The 15,685-nt window shown below is 31.0% G+C and carries 18 protein-coding genes; 9 read left to right on the forward strand and 9 right to left on the reverse strand.

What is annotated here, in order from left to right; translation table 11 throughout:
- Window positions 1-185: 185 nt before the first annotated feature.
- From GKG41_RS12730 to GKG41_RS12765, 9 genes are all read right to left on the reverse strand, one after another.
- On the reverse strand, window positions 186-491 hold the full coding sequence (locus tag GKG41_RS12730) for a hypothetical protein (protein WP_154259171.1): 306 nt from the start codon (window positions 489-491) through the stop codon (window positions 186-188).
- Window positions 478-708: a hypothetical protein gene (locus GKG41_RS12735; protein WP_154259173.1), complete on the reverse strand. Its 231-nt coding sequence runs from the start codon at window positions 706-708 to the stop codon at window positions 478-480. Before GKG41_RS12735 ends, GKG41_RS12730 begins: the two co-directional genes overlap by 14 nt.
- A 127-nt stretch (window positions 709-835) precedes the next feature.
- A complete protein-coding gene (locus tag GKG41_RS12740; protein ID WP_154259175.1) occupies window positions 836-1,519 on the reverse strand; it encodes a hypothetical protein in 684 nt (227 codons plus the stop codon).
- Window positions 1,520-1,667: 148 nt separating this feature from the next.
- Entirely contained in the window at window positions 1,668-2,489 is an 822-nt protein-coding gene (locus GKG41_RS12745) for a hypothetical protein (protein ID WP_243141018.1), read from the reverse strand.
- A gap of 195 nt (window positions 2,490-2,684) precedes the next feature.
- Window positions 2,685-2,915, reverse strand: a complete 231-nt coding sequence (locus tag GKG41_RS12750; RefSeq protein ID WP_154259178.1) for a hypothetical protein — start codon at window positions 2,913-2,915, stop codon at window positions 2,685-2,687.
- 88 nt (window positions 2,916-3,003) lie between these two features.
- Window positions 3,004-3,798 (reverse strand): ORF6N domain-containing protein, encoded by a 795-nt coding sequence (locus tag GKG41_RS12755; protein ID WP_154259179.1) that lies wholly within the window; start codon window positions 3,796-3,798, stop codon window positions 3,004-3,006.
- 177 nt (window positions 3,799-3,975) lie between these two features.
- Window positions 3,976-4,806, reverse strand: coding sequence for a hypothetical protein (locus tag GKG41_RS12760; protein WP_347563292.1), 831 nt, complete (start codon window positions 4,804-4,806; stop codon window positions 3,976-3,978).
- Window positions 4,807-4,823: 17 nt separating this feature from the next.
- Entirely contained in the window at window positions 4,824-5,072 is a 249-nt protein-coding gene (locus GKG41_RS23530; protein WP_243141019.1) for a hypothetical protein, read from the reverse strand.
- Window positions 5,073-6,246: 1,174 nt separating this feature from the next.
- Window positions 6,247-6,480 carry a hypothetical protein gene (locus GKG41_RS12765; RefSeq protein WP_154259181.1) on the reverse strand — a complete coding sequence of 78 codons (234 nt, stop codon included), beginning with the start codon at window positions 6,478-6,480 and terminating at the stop codon, window positions 6,247-6,249.
- 983 nt (window positions 6,481-7,463) lie between these two features.
- Here GKG41_RS12765 and GKG41_RS12770 point away from each other — a divergent pair.
- From GKG41_RS12770 to GKG41_RS12810, 9 genes are all read left to right on the forward strand, one after another.
- On the forward strand, window positions 7,464-7,748 hold the full coding sequence (locus GKG41_RS12770) for a hypothetical protein (RefSeq protein ID WP_154259183.1): 285 nt from the start codon (window positions 7,464-7,466) through the stop codon (window positions 7,746-7,748).
- A gap of 82 nt (window positions 7,749-7,830) precedes the next feature.
- Complete coding sequence (locus GKG41_RS12775; RefSeq protein WP_154259185.1) at window positions 7,831-8,229, forward strand: hypothetical protein; 399 nt, start codon at window positions 7,831-7,833, stop codon at window positions 8,227-8,229.
- Window positions 8,230-8,419: 190 nt separating this feature from the next.
- Window positions 8,420-10,102: a hypothetical protein gene (locus tag GKG41_RS12780; RefSeq protein ID WP_154259187.1), complete on the forward strand. Its 1,683-nt coding sequence runs from the start codon at window positions 8,420-8,422 to the stop codon at window positions 10,100-10,102.
- Between the two features lie 41 nt (window positions 10,103-10,143).
- Window positions 10,144-10,335 carry a hypothetical protein gene (locus tag GKG41_RS12785; protein WP_154259189.1) on the forward strand — a complete coding sequence of 64 codons (192 nt, stop codon included), beginning with the start codon at window positions 10,144-10,146 and terminating at the stop codon, window positions 10,333-10,335.
- A gap of 5 nt (window positions 10,336-10,340) precedes the next feature.
- Entirely contained in the window at window positions 10,341-11,987 is a 1,647-nt protein-coding gene (locus GKG41_RS12790) for a DUF4942 domain-containing protein (protein WP_154259191.1), read from the forward strand.
- Window positions 11,981-13,393, forward strand: a complete 1,413-nt coding sequence (locus GKG41_RS12795) for a hypothetical protein (protein ID WP_154259193.1) — start codon at window positions 11,981-11,983, stop codon at window positions 13,391-13,393. Before GKG41_RS12790 ends, GKG41_RS12795 begins: the two co-directional genes overlap by 7 nt.
- Before the next feature lie 42 nt (window positions 13,394-13,435).
- Window positions 13,436-13,663: a hypothetical protein gene (locus GKG41_RS12800; protein WP_154259195.1), complete on the forward strand. Its 228-nt coding sequence runs from the start codon at window positions 13,436-13,438 to the stop codon at window positions 13,661-13,663.
- Between the two features lie 35 nt (window positions 13,664-13,698).
- Window positions 13,699-14,463, forward strand: a complete 765-nt coding sequence (locus GKG41_RS12805; RefSeq protein WP_154259196.1) for a hypothetical protein — start codon at window positions 13,699-13,701, stop codon at window positions 14,461-14,463.
- A gap of 24 nt (window positions 14,464-14,487) precedes the next feature.
- On the forward strand, window positions 14,488-15,648 hold the full coding sequence (locus GKG41_RS12810) for a DNA polymerase III subunit beta (protein ID WP_154259198.1): 1,161 nt from the start codon (window positions 14,488-14,490) through the stop codon (window positions 15,646-15,648).
- Window positions 15,649-15,685 lie beyond the last annotated feature (37 nt).

The raw sequence follows: 15,685 nt of genomic DNA on the forward strand, positions 1-15,685 counted from the left end.
TCTTGTTTCATCAATCCGCATAGAGCTATATCCGTCTACAATTAATATCCTGTAAATATTTACTAGAAAGTGATAGCGAATTTCGATTTTAATGCCTTAGCTTAACAAGTTATCACCTAATGTATTGAGATTTAAATTTGACATCAGTTTCTTGATTGTTTTCAATAGTTTCTCACAAAACATACTTACCTCTTACCCATCTTTTCTCTCGCCAGAGCCAATCTGATCCGTGCGGCCTCCTTTTGCTCATCGGTCATTACCCGTCCAGTTTTACTTCCTGGATTTATCTTAATCCATTTTAACGGGAACTTAGCGCATATGCTGCCGTCATCGTTCTCAGTGAAATACTTGAAATCATCTTTTCGCTCCTCGTATACTTTCTTAATACGGTTTATGTGTTTACGGTTAGTGAATGTTACGGTACAATAATGTTCACCACTCAGGAACTCTATACAATTCTCGTTGTTATTTTCAAAATTACGTTCTATCATTTTTATAACCTTCCTTTTGATTTTTTCCTAATGCATTTTTCCTAGTCCACTGTAAAGCAGATTCTACCTTTTGGGATTGACGTCCTTGGTATGGGAAATAATCTGTACAATAATCCCCAACCGATATTAGATTAGAGGCATATCTATGAAATTCTTCCCTGGAGGGGATATGGGGTGTTTTCTGGTTACTTTTTTTCTTGGTTGATATTTCTGTCATTTATTAATTCTTGTCTCCTTTTGGTTATGTTGTTTATCGTCATTGAAATCACCTTTCTGCAAAAATGACTTATTTACTTGTTACATTATGTTATTCTCTTTGTGGTGGGGGATATATTTGAATAGTTCTAACTGTTTTCTAATATCCAATGGTTCAACAGATTCCTCATTCTAATGCTAGGTATGTATATCCATATTTCTTTACCATCTCTGATAGCAGAGTGTGAAATAAAATGCAATATTTCAATTAAAGCATATGTACTTTCAGGAAAGATTCTTTGTGTATAGCTTTGCGGATAAAAGTTATTACATAGATATGCAAGATAGATACTGTTACTATTTAATTTTGTACTAAGATCATTTAATCCTATAAAGCCTTTTTTGAATCCTTTTCCGGATATCAAATATTTACTCTCGTAATATGTTGTCCACATACAGTTGATTGTTTTCCCTGACATAATATTTCTAAAATAATTATTGACATTATTTGATAGTTCTTTTAGTGAACTTTCGTTTTGCTGGGCTAAATACCAATCCTTAGATAAATCAAACTTATTTTCGCCTATTCTATTAATCTTTTTATGATCTATAATATTAATCAAGTTGCTATATTTTGATAAACCTACATTTTTAATAATATTAGACTTATCGATCATGTCTTGTTCATTAAAGTGATGTACCACCACGCTATAATGATATATTTTCCAGATATCATTTAGCATTAAATCAGTTACTGTACCATAGACATTAGATACGTTAGTACTATGCTTGTTAAAAAACAGATTTATGTAATATATTTCTTTCCAAATCATGTCTGCCTCAGTGTTGCATTCGATATATTCAACCTTTTTTATATCATCTGTTAAATGAGAGTGATTTAAAAATCTGCGTGATAAATTAGTTGTTCTACCAACATATGTAATATCATTGTCATAATTAACGAATCTGTATATATAAAATTTATTTTGTTTTATTTCTTTCTCCTCCAGAAATTATAAAATTTTTGGCTCCATATACTTCAAGCATTTTACAAAGCGTGCATTCAATCTCTTGTTGATATCCTTCTTTGTTCAAAACATAGATATTGGAAACTTTTTGAGGCGGCTTTTTAAGATCAGGTTGTATACTTCCTACTTCCTGCTTTATAAGTAAAGGTTTGAAACATTTTCCATCTTTAGTTTTAGTAGGGGTAATAAGATAGTGAATGCATTGATTAATGGTTTCCTTAGACATAGATAATTCCTTTGCCATATGTTCAATACTTCTCCAAAAGGCTTCAGGATTGTTACAGGAATCTTTGCCGTTAGATGATTCAATCTGACTACGACAGCCAATATATGAGTTGATGTAGAGGAAGGCCATTAATATATTCTCTTTATTTAATGAGCTATCGGCCATCATGATAGTATTGAACTGAGAAGATGTCAGCTTAGTAAACTTGTCAGGACAATCGAAATTCTCAGGTATGATTTTAATTTCAATACCAGTATCGTAGGTAAGTGAATCCAAGTCCTGTTTCACCTCTATCATTTTGTTGTTTATCATATACTCGAATACGTCAAGGATCTCATACACAGCTTTGGGCTTGTTTTTTGTTGTCTTATAACCGTAAAAATTTAAAATCTTTCTGATAGTTACCCAACTGAAATCCTCATAAGAACGATATCTGTCAATTAAAATATATGTTATGTAAAATTTGCGGCTAATACCAAATTGCTTCTTGATGTTACATTGAATATATTGATTTGGAAATCTTGTAAAGTATTCCTTCTTTTCTTTCATAAATACCCCCTTTATATTTTTTACGAGCGTTCAGTAAACAAGGAAAAAGTATAGTCAAAATTATCAAGTAGCGAATTTTGACAAGGGTGGAACCTTGTTTACGGAACGGAAATAAGATATACTCCTTTTAATAAGACAGACATTAGAGTAATTTATTCACTACGTTCATAAATTACTCTTTTCTACGAAAACTTATCAATTATAATTATCATCTAAATATGTATTCTCTCTTTGTCTGAGTAAATCTTCACATACTTTGCAGATTACATAGAAAAGATCGTTTGTTTTCCTGATGTAATGTTGACTATATTTCCACCAGAAAATAATATCATCATCAGTTTTCTCTAAGAGTTCATTGTAGAAGAGAGTGTATTTCTCATCATAAGCTTTGTTTTTGTATGTAGTAATTGGTGCATGATTTTTCATTATTGTCTCCTTATCGTGTTTTTCACCTTTAAGTATTCTCTTTTAAAAAGGTTACTACATGTGACAAATGGAAAAAGTAATAAAATTTTTAATCATCGAAAATAGTTCCTCTATGAAATGATATAGTATTATCGCCTAAAGGCATTAAGTTGTATTTTTGCAAAAGGTTATCAACCATTGCCTCAAAGAGCTTTCTAAGATTACGATTGTGTTCTATAATATCCATAGTGAAACAACTATCTAATCCGTTTTCGAAACAATAATCATCTTGCTCCTGGGATAAATCTATCTCCGGATACAGATTCTCCAATTCTATGAATAGATTATGGAATAATTCTTTCAGGGAGATATCAAAATAATCCATTAAAAGTTGATATTTTGGGAACATTTTACTAGCCCAGGATGAAAATCTTTTCTTGGGGAGTTGCTTCTGTATATTATTTTGCTGTTCCTTCAGAGTGGTAATATCTTGCTGGATTATAGCTAGAATATCTGCCATGGTTTTTAAGGCGATTTGCTGAGTATCCATATGTATATTCTCTTCTTTGGCTCTGAAATATGTGGACACTAATTTACGTTGTACCTTCCAGGCTATATCGTCGTCGAAAACTTTTACTAGAAGTAAATATCCAGATTCTGTGATTACTGTTATTCCTCTATTGGGAACAATAATTCCTCTAATGTCCGTTTGGCGGACATTAGGTTTCACCATGAAATAATCTTTGCCTTCGATCAGTCTTCTCTTATTTCGATTAAATGCTTTACGGGATGTTCCATTCGGCCTATTATGAACCCTATCGATGTCTTTGAATGTTACTACGCGTTGCCCAGCAAATTCTTTGATTCCTAATACTACATTATTGATTTCTACTAAGTTATTCATATTTATAATTCCTTTCGTTATTAGATTACTGTTTGGATATAGGGGTGGGCAGTGGAAGAGTAGTTCAATTATATGCACATAATCATATTCTCTTTTTGGAATCGGATTTTTAATAAAATGGCAATAAAAAAAGACAGGCGTTTGTTTATACCTGTCTAAAATTAGAGTTCAGTTATTTTAAGCTAAAATTCTTCTCATCATTAAGACAAAATCTGAGATGTCAGTGAAGTAGTTAGGATAAGCAGCCCTTAAGGTATCAAATGATGTAGCGGATACAAGAACTGCGTCTATATATGGAATATTTTGTGATTCTATCGCATTGTATGTCTTTGTTGCTAATTCTATTTGGCTCTTATGAAATGAATATATTTTTAAGGCTTTTTTCTTATAGTTTAATTGTAGGACATAGTATCCATTCTTTTTTAAACAATCATTTTTAGTTACGTGATTAATAGCAGTTGAAAATGCACTTATCATTGAAATGATATTTGTCTTTCGGTCAATCGATTTAATTTCTGAAACCAATGTATTATAGTCATCAACCGTATTTGGGCATATAGGCATATTTTCTAATTTGGCAAATACTGAAGATACTAATACAAAGAAGCGTAGAATGTTACTATCTCCTTTACTGGCCTTGAGCTGTGATTTCGTATATATATCAACCATCTCTATAGCTGTGGCCCAGACATGTTGTAACTTAGTCCTGAATTGTATTTCAATAAGCATATTTTTGTTATAGGTTTCCTTCTTATCACTCTGAAATTGATAGACCATATGGTAAGAACGATAACCAGAATCTTTGGGTTTTTGGATATAATCGTATTCTCGCTTGAGTATATGACGTATACGGGAATTCTTATATCTGTTTAAGGTTTCATACACATCTTTAATTCCCTCTACTATAACACGGCATCCACCGAGATCTTGCATCCGGTATAATTTCATGTCAGAGTATCTCTCTAATTTTCCTGTTATTGATTCTAATCTTTTAAGTCTTTGAACCACAATTGCATCCGGATTTCTTAACCGTAAGTTGCTTGGCATGACCTGCAGTGGTATGCATGTGATGAGCGCCAGTTATTTAATATTGTAAGGGCAGATTCTCTATCTTCTGTAGTTGAGGAAGAGTCTGCAATTATTTTACCGGCTTTGTTGATTTGTGATTTTGAATACTGTGGGACTTCCCACTTTTCTTTTGTATTATCCATATTTGAATACCATTCATTTCTAATATTTTCTATTATGGTATCAAGTATATCATAGTTGCTCATTATTGTCGTCCTCCAAACCTTTTTAAAAGTATTGCCATAGTGTCATGTATTATATTCTCTGTTTGAATTTTAGATTTGATGATGATGGAAACTTCGAATCTGGTTAGATGATTAATAGATATTTCTATAGATTCTAATGATTTTTGCTTGTAAAATGGGAGCATTTGGAGTAATAGACTTCCTATTATAATAGGGGTAATTATAGGGTATTCGAGAATTGGCTTATTTTATAAGGACTTTTTGAGAGTAGGAGAGGTGATCAGGTGTGTTTTAGCTGTTTTATATTTGTCAGAAAATTTAGTTTTAGTATATCTTATAGGTAGTTTATCGAACTCGCTGCCGAAGTGTTTTTGGATTGGAGTGGTGAACTGTGTGATAATTTTGGGATTGGGTGGAATCGTGATTTTATGGGCGACGTGTGAGTGGGACACATAGGGGACTTTGTAACATTTGATTGCCATCTGAAAATGTAAAGTACCCCCGGTACTACACTGATGTAAAATCCCTGATTTTAGGGGGTATAATTTGCATTTTGAACAAAACTGCAAAAATTTGTGGATGTATATTGATGGATACTGGGGATTAAAAATGTTGTAATTGCAACACAAATATATAGCCTAATATATGACAATATAGCCGAATAAATGGCAATATAATTTTAGTGTTCGGACGTGTTATAAAATGATATGATAGTAACAAAACAATATTATACATCATATAGTATTATATGTTGCACACAACGAAGTTATCAACACAATGTTAATAAGTATAATAATAGTATCATAATATTACAAACAAAACCATAAAAACAACATTTACACATATAAAAATAGTACAATAGTATTATATTCACCTATCAAATTATCAACACAATAACAACATTGTACCTTTACAACACTACGTACCACTCTACAACGTCCCTAATCACTCAATACACCCTCACACAACCCTCTTACGCTTATACTTACCTATTAAATGCAACACAACCTATAAGCCCATACACAGACAATACATATACTATATACGACCACAGATATACACACACTGGCAAGGGTGTAGCACACATGCAGCGTAACAGATCTAACCATACAATAAACCAACACAGACAATATACAGATTCCGTTCCTTCTATATAATGCGACATGATATGATTTGTTGGCTTAGTATTTGTATATCATTCATTGTCTTTAGTCTCCTTGTCTTCTGTATAGTAATAACCTTTACTATCTAAATCGGCTTTAATTAATGATTTAATGTAACTATTAGCACTCTGCCTAGTGTTAGCAAGATACTGTTTAACTCTTATCCCTTCTTGTATATCTGTACCAGGCTTGAAACTACATGCTATAGTGATTGTTTTTTCATTATATTTTTTTTGTGCTTTCTTTTCTGCCTCTGTCAATGCCATTTAGTAATAAACCTCCTTGTATAAAGTCTTACATAATAACATTATATCATGTAGTTTGTCAAACATTCTATTGTTATTTGTGTATATTTAACTATAGATAAACCCATAATAACAATGTGGATAGTGCACAATGCTAAAAACAGATAAATATAGATAAACCCATTTACAAATAGATAAACCTATGCTATACTCATATCAAGTTAAGAGAGACACAAGCCACACACTAAACGGTTAAGGCAATGCAAACTCCGACAAGTGCCAACTAATCAATCTTAACAATCAAAAAAGTCCAGTAGCGTCAACTACCAGACTTTCGGGAATACTGAAATGTGGTTAAACATTCAATACTCAACCTTCGCAAGTAGAGTATAACACATTTCTTAGATAGTTGTCAAATCTGACAATTTGAAAAATTCCCCAAAACTTAGTTTTAAACAGAGAATTACCAAGTATCAAATCCGATCAGTAATGAAACAAGCTACTGACCGCTAACAGCACATAGCTAGCAAAGTGTAGGCATAAAGCAACTTTCCTATTCTATAAGGGAAGAAGTGAAGCGAAAAGGGTTATAGCTTGAATATATTCTAGTGTGATTGTCAGAGAATCACAAGCTAGACACTGTTAGTCAATCCTGCAAAAGTAGACACTTGATAGAATATATAGAAGCCGTTACGGCAGAGCATAATAAATAAGATAATAAAAATCTTATTTAGATTGAAATAGGCTTGCATACAATACGACATATAAAAATATATAAATCTAAAACAATAAATTCCCAGACTACTAAACTAAGTAGTCTTTAATTATTTATACAATGTAGCCAAAACAGAAACAACAAACAATAACCAAGCATAAAAGTATCACGAACCACCGCCAAACGGGACATAGTAAACGCTTTCATGTTGATAGTTATTAATTGCAAAATGTTAGTTTTGGCTATATCAATAAGTAATTAAAAACACATAATCAAAGGAGGTTACACAATGACAGCGAAAGAAATGAGTAAACATATTGTGTCATATTTAGACAGCTTTGTAATATTAGTTCCAGTTTATTATGAGTATGAGGAACTGCCGGCATGGCGAAAAGTATTTATAGGAACTAAATCAGAATGCGAGAAAATGATTGAATCTTTTCCGGATTCTCTAAATACAACAATGGAAGAGAACAAAAGAAATAGAGAATATAAAATACAAGAATATTTGCTGCTTATAAGCATAGGTAAGAAGAGAAAAGCAGAAGAAATAAAATTACAATATTGTTTATAACAAATAAAACGATTATTTTGTATGCTATTAAGCAGTAAAATAAATTACAATAAATTTATATTAAAATGTGGGAGTTGCTGAGATGGTAGATGCTAACAGAATTATTGAGCTAATGGAAAAAACTGATTATGAGTTTTTTGGATTAAGGAAAGATGATTTTAACTATAATGTCGGAGATAGTTGTAATATTTCGCATCAGCTTTTTCAAGATCCTATGTATGATGATGAAGATGAGCTTATTTACCCATATTGCGAAGATGGTATTTATCAAGGCTATTATGATGCTGGAGAACTTAATGGAACGTCAGCTATTGAAATTGACAGCGAAGACACGCTTGAAATAATTAATAAAAAAATCAAAGATATGTCAATGTATTTTGGAAATAATCTGTATTTAATAGCAGGTAATGATTATAAGTATGGTAATGATTATAATGAGATTATTATAAGCGGTGCAACAGTAGTTGAGAAGTTAATCTAACAGTATAAAAGAGTTGTTTTACATGATAAAACAATATATTAAATATAATAATAATACAAGCAAGGAGATTTTCTTATCGGAATATCTCTTTTTTATTCCCAGTTAGAAGCCATTAGATTATATTCTAGTGGCTTTTATAGTGGTAATAACACGAAAATAAAACAATAAAGAAAGGTTAAACGGTGATTATATGTCAACTTATTATGAATATAGAGATGTAAAGGTTATGATTGCTCATAAATTAATGAATATGGAAGGTTGGAAGGTTTACGGATACAAAGAGGATAGAAGCGATGGCATGACAGATTATTATGATCCTGCTAATTGGGGCGGAGTAGCAGAGAAAAACGGTTATATACTTTGTGTCAATGTTTATGGAGCAAAAGAACCAGAAGAAATCCGCAAGTACAATTATACCGGCTTTTCTTATGATAATTCAATCACGGAAAAAATCAAAAAGTTAGAGGCTATGACCGTTGAACATGGAGCATCTGAACAAGAAGAACAATCTGCAAAACTATCTATTGAGAGATTACAGAAGAAAGCAGAGGAAAGCGCAGAAAATCAAAATAGATATGTTGTTACTGGAATAATTCCAGGACATATGGCCAATCCTCCACGTTCAAACTGGCATATCGAAAAAGATGGAATTATCATTGCAAAGGGTAACGGAATATTAAAATATGCAAAAGTGGATAGTTATTTCAATTATAGTCAATACAAAAAAGATTATGAAAATTTTAAAAAGCAATCTAAAGAAGAGTATATAAAAAATAATGTATCTGACTTGATGCATCATCATTATTATACAGATATTGAAAAGGCCACAGCATCAGCAGAAAGTCATTACAATGATATGAAAGATACCGCAAAATTAATAGAACAATTTGAAGCTTTTATCAATAAACTTGATACCACGTGCGGAGGACTTCTTGAAGAGGGTGACGGCACTGTATACGAAAAAGTAACCGTTACAGAATACAAGAAGGAAAACAAAGTTTTTGAAACAGAAAGCGGAGAAATTAAAGAAGGTCAATGTTTTATTTTGAAAACTGGCTTTAATTATGGAAGAAGTAAAGGCTATGTATATCGTATTCATAGAACAGAATATGACGGAAAAGAACATTTCCACGCTTACAAGTTAAACGGGAAACTTACAAAAGAATGTACAGGGCGAGCAAATCAAGCTAATTATTGGAGTTATATTACAGATGAAATATTCCTTAAATGGATTGAAAAAGGTAATATTTCTTGGTGCGAAATTAAGGAAGTAAAAACACCTTATGAAGTAGAAAAGGTTATTAAAAAGACTATTAAGGCAGAAAAGAAGACAGCACAGAAGACCACAACAGAAGCAACAGAGGAAACAAACATAGATATTAACGGCTTGACTTTTGAAGTATCAGAGGACACCGACACACGCACAAATGAAAAAATATATCTTGTCAAGGTTGCGGAAAAATTAAGCCGTGAAGACTATATAAAAGTGAATAAATATATTAAGTCGATCGGCGGCTACTATAGCAAGTTTAAACACGCTTTTCTATTCAAGGAAGATCCGACAACGCTATTAAATTGTAGCAAGGTGGAAACAGTCACAGAAACGGAAGAAAAGCCGACAGAAACCACGGAAACAGCAACAGAGACACCACAACAGGAAGAAACAAAACAATCTATTAACTACAATATAACAGAGGACACGCACACGAAAACAGGTGCTAAAATTTGGATTGTTTCACCTGATACGGAACTAAACAAACAAGATTTTGCAGAGATTAAGCGGAAGTTTGCAACGCTGCAAGGCTTTTATAGCAGCTTTAAACATGGATTTATATTCAAATATGATCCAACGGATTTATTAACAACGGCATAACTATTTGAGATTATGCCGTTTAATTTTAAAGGGGTGATAGCATGATTAAAAATAATATTAAATATGGCATTAGTTTATTGCCTGAAAATTGTTTACCGTATAGAGAAGGTTATAGATATGGAGCATATAAACAAGATTTAAAAACTAGTGAATCACATATAACAGAATTTTTTAAGACTAAAGAAGATATACAAACTTTTGTCAATAATAATCGGCAATATGGGAAGGAATGAAAGATATGTTTACAGATAATAAGGATTTTTACCCAACACCAGAAGCAATTATAAATAAAATGTTATGTGATATTGACTTTGATTATATTCAAAGCATTTTAGAACCATCGGCAGGCAAAGGAAATATTATTGAAGCAATTAAAAGGAAAGAAGAATCGGGATGGCAGAAACGCAACTTTGACATTGATTGTATTGAAGCGGATCAGAATTTACAACATATTTTGAAGGGTAAAAATTATAGACTGGTTCACAATGATTTCTTGACCTACGACACAATGAAAGAATATGACCTTATTATTATGAACCCGCCTTTCTCTAATGGCTGCAAACACCTTTTAAAAGCTATAGAAATGCAAAAGAGAAACGGCGGTGCAATAGTTTGTTTGCTTAATGCCGAAACGCTCAAAAATCAATATAGTAACGACCGCACAACGCTTGTAAAGCTACTTACTGAATTTAATGCTAGTATTGAGTATTTACAAGATTCCTTTACAGATGCAGAACGAAAAACAGATGTTGAAATAGTATTGATTAAAGTACAATTACCAAAGCCACAAAGGGAGTCTTTTATATTTGACGGACTTAAAAAAGCAGAAGAACAGAAAGAAGAATATACATATACAGAAGATACACAGCTTGCCGAAAATGATTTATATAAATCCATTGTAAGTCAATATGAATTGGAAGTTATGGCAGGCATTAATTTAATTAAAGAATATAATGCAATGAGTCCATTAATTATGCGTGAGTTTGGAAAAGATGCAGAAACGGGCGAAACAATTCAAAAGGGCGGATGCATTTTAAGTCTTGACCTATCTACGAACAGAGACAAATACAGAAATGAATTATCGATAAATGGATTTATTAAAGAAGTAAGGGGAAAGTATTGGACGGCACTTTTTAACAATCCAAAATTCATTGGAAAACTGACTGGAAATTTGAAAACAGATTTTTATAATCGAATTGAGGATTTAAAGAACTATGAATTTTCTTTATATAACATCTATGAATTAAAAATTGAAATGAGCAAGAAAGTAGTAAAGGGTATAGAGGAAACTATAATCGGGTTATTTGATGAATTTAGTCATAAACATTATTGGGATAAAGATAATTCTAGTAATATCCATTATTACAACGGTTGGAAAACTAATAAATCATGGATAATTAATAAAAAAGTTATCATTCCTTTATCTGGATATGATTCATTTTGGAATAAATATCGACCAACGGATTATAAGGTAAAAGAGAAATTACAAGACATTGAAAAATGTTTCAATTATCTTGATGGTGGAATAACTGAAGCAGTTGACCTTGAAGAATCTTTGAAATTTGCAGAGGAATATGGAGAAACAAAAGATATTCAGTTAAAGTATTTTAGCATCACGTTTTATAAAAAGGGTACTTGTCATATTACATTTACTAATGAAGAATTATTGGCACGTTTTAATTTATACGGTAGTCAAAAAAAGGGATGGTTGCCAAATAATTTTGGAAAATCAAAATATAAAGACATGACACAAGAAGAAAAAAATGTAGTAGATTCGTTTTGCGGAAAAGAAAGGTATGATGTTATTTTAAATAATACAGATTATTATTTGTTTGACGCTAATAGAAGTATTTTAATGATTGAAGGTGAAAATATAGCATGCTAAAGAGTATTAATTTAAATAATTTACCGAGATTTATTGATACTGGTAATAAGGGAAAAATAAATTGGAAAGAAAGTGTCGGTCACAAAGTAAGCTTCCAATATGGAGATATTAATGACGTATTGGAAATAATAGGATATAATCCTGAAAGAAAATCTATTATTATTAAGTATAAAGAAAAGGAATTGAAAATATCTTGTTCACATTTTAAACTATGCAGAATAGGGAAATTATGTGACATTTATAACCAATATAAATATAAAATTGGTGAAAGCATAATTACTTATACTGGTAAGATTGAGATTATAAAACAAATTAGAATAAAAACCAGACAATATACAATAAAAGGATATTTATACAAATGTTTAATAGATAATAATGTAGATAGAATATCTGAATATGATTTATTAAATGGTACAGGCTGTTCAGTATGTAGTAATCATAAAGTTATAAAAGGAATTAATGATATAGCAACTACTCACCCTTATGCTATTAAATATTTTGTTAATAAAGAAGAAGCTTATTTATATTCTTATGGAAGTGCAAAGCGTATTTTGTTTAAATGTTCAGAATGTGGGTTTGAAAAACCTATAACAATTAACAAATTAATTCAAAGAGGTTTTTCTTGCCCTAGATGTGGTGATGGTATTTCGTACCCAGAAAAATTTATGTTCAGCGTATTAAACCAGTTGCATATAAATTTTGAAATTCAAAAAAGATTCGAATGGAATTATAAAAAGCAGTATGATTTCTATTTAATAGATTATAATTGCATTATTGAAACACACGGAGGACAGCATTATTCGTTAGTTTTTGGAAATTATAATGTTAAAAATATTACACTAGAGAATGAAAAACTTAATGATGAGTTGAAAAAAGAAATGGCTATTAAAAATGGTATCGAAGAAAATTATTATATTCAACTAGATTGTAGTATTTCCAGTTTAGAATGGATTAAGAACAGTATATCAAATAGTATAATATCAACTATATTTGATTTATCTAATATTGATTGGTTAAGATGTCATGAATTTGCTTGTTCAAGTAGAGTAAAAGAAGCTTGTAGTTTATGGAATGAATTTCAAGATATGAAGACAATAACTGAATTAATGAAAATATGTAGACCAACATTGATAAAATACTTGGATCAGGGGAATAGACTTGAATGGTGTAAATATAATCAAAAAGAAAATATGAGGATTAATGGTAGAAACAATGGGTTGTCAAGGGGAATACCAGTAGAAGTTTTTAATAATAAAAATGAATCGCTTGGAGTATATAAATCAGCAAGCGAAGTAAGTAGAATATCATTAAAAAAATTTGGAATAAAACTATCACAAACTGCAATATCTGCGGTTTGTAGAGGTGAAGCAGATAGCCACAAAGGGTTTAAATTTAAAATAATTTAAATTTACTGGAAGATAAAACAGCTTAGAAAGGGAGGTAGAACAATGGAAGTTAAATTGACTTATAAAGGTATGGATAGTTGGAGTAGACCAGTATATGAAGACGAAAACGGCACGTTATGGAAAGATGTAGATCCTAGAAAGCATAGAGAGCCGGATTTATGTACAAGTGTATATAATGCGTTTGATGGCGAACCTGATACAAACATGAAGTATATGAATAAATATGAATACGCTGAGTTGGTATTTATTCCTGAACGTGTTACATGGTAAAACCAAAGGAAAACTTTTGACAACGGAGGTAATAATTGAAGAATAAAAACAGAATTGGAGAAATAAAGCCAAATAATCAAGGTACTTTAATGAAAATCATAGAGGATAATAATTCAACTATTGTTGTAGAATTTCAAGACAAATATAAACATAAAGTTAAAACGACATATACAAATTTTAGAAGCGGAGAAATAAAAAATCCATATGATAAAACACATTGTAATGTTGGATATGTTGGAGTAGGAGTATATAAAACCACTCTTGAAAACGGAAAGCATCCACAATCTTATATAATATGGAATGCAGTTATTGAAAGATGTTACAAAGTATCACTAAAAGATAAATATCCTGCTTATTTTGGAATCTGTACAGTTTGTAAAGAGTGGCTTAATTATCAAAATTTTGCAAAATGGTATGATAATAATTTTTATCAAGTCGGAACAGAAAGAATGCATCTTGATAAAGATATTTTATCACCAGGGAATAAAATTTACTCACCTAACACATGTTTGTTGGTACCACAAAGAATAAATATGCTTTTATTCAACAAACCAAACAAAAGAGGATTGCCAAATGGGATATCAAAAACAAAATATGGATATTCTGCAACATATAATAGTTTAAGATTAGGAAATTTCAAGACATTAGATGATGCATTTTTACATTATGCAAAAGCAAAAGAAGAGAAAATTCAAGAAGTAGCAGAAGAATATAGGAAATATATACCTTATAAATTATACATAGCCTTAAAAGAATATAGGGTTTTACTTGAAAATGATAAAAATTATATAGCAAATTAATACAAACCAGGAGGAAAACAAAAAATGAAAATTAATATCGATATGAAAGACTTTAAGGAAATGACAGAAAAGGTATTACCATCAGTTGTTAAAAAATCAAGTGTACCAATTTTAGAAACTGTATTGTTATATACAGAACATGGAAAATTAAACATGGTAGCTACAGATTTTGAAACGGAATTAAGAGTATTCCAACACGCAAACATTATATCAGATGGAAAATGTTGTATTCATCACGATGACATAAAGCAGATTATCAAATTAAAGGCAGATGCAATCACGCTTGAATATGACGAAGAAGCACATAAAATAATTGTAAATACAGATAAGAAAACAGTCACAAACACAAATAATCAAGGCACAGAAGACTTTCCACGATTTGTATATAGTATGGTGCAAGCTGCCTATACTACATCAGGCAATAATTTATTAGAAACACTTGAAAAGTTATCATATTATATATCAAAAGATGATGTTAATAAATTGATGAATTGCTATTGTCTTGACTTAAAAAAGAATAGAATTGCTGCGCTTGATGGGCATAGAATAGGTGTTAAACACATCAGAGAAGGCATTAATACAGAGAATGAAGCAACTGAAATACTTTTACATAGTAGCGTTTATCCTAAACTTAAAAAGTGCCTTAAAACGGACAATAACGTTACTATTAGCACTTGTGAATCTGACATAAAATCAGGACTTACCGTTATATCTGGAATTGGATTTGAAATGGCAACAAGGAATGTAGAAGGTGTATATTTTAAACTTGACAATATGTTAATGAATAAATACGATCTGAAAATGTGCAAATTGAACACAAAAGAATTAATGGAAGTATCTAAGTATAATGTGGACTTGTTAAAAGATGGAAAGAAACCAATGGTATTTTATAATAATAATGGTAGCATGGTTTCATATGCAATCGGAACAAAAGGTGAGTCAATGGATATTTTAGAAACAGAAGAAAACAATACAGAAGCAGATTTTACAATTGCTTTCAATCCTACCTTCTTGGTGGAATTATGCAGAACTATTGATACAGACGTTTTAGAAGTTGGTTTCACAAATCCAAAGGCTCCTATGATGGTATATGGAAAAGAGTATGATTTCTTAATATTACCTGTAAACATTAGAGACAATAATATTGTAAATAACATTAAAAAATTATTGGAGAAGGCAGCTTAACAGCTGTCTTTTTACATTAAGAATGGAGGAAAAAGAA

The organism is Lactonifactor sp. BIOML-A5, assembly GCF_009677585.1.
Lineage (GTDB): Bacteria > Bacillota > Clostridia > Lachnospirales > Lachnospiraceae > Lactonifactor.